Raw genomic sequence first — 256 nt, forward strand, 5'->3', positions numbered from 1 at the left:
GATCTGGCCCCTGTCTCGGTGACGCTGCAGGTGGATACGGCGGGTCTTGTGACGGTGCATGAGGCAGATGTGGAACCGGCCGTAACCGTAGTCGTGCCGCTCGCCGCGGCTGCCAGCGACTACGCTACGGGCGGACAGGCCGCCGTGCTCAAACACGTGCGTATCGAGGGCGAGGCCGAGTGCGCCAACGTACTGTCGACGTTGCTGCGCAACCTGCGCTGGGATGCAGCGGAAGACCTCTCGCGCGTATTCGGCG

General features: G+C 66.4%; 1 protein-coding gene. It reads left to right on the top strand.

What is annotated here, in order from left to right; all coding sequences use genetic code 11:
* A partial coding sequence (locus ACVA58_RS28330; RefSeq protein ID WP_446513560.1) for a hypothetical protein occupies nucleotides 1–256 on the top strand: 256 nt, incomplete at both ends.

The organism is Photobacterium sp. DNB22_13_2 (assembly GCF_052873915.1).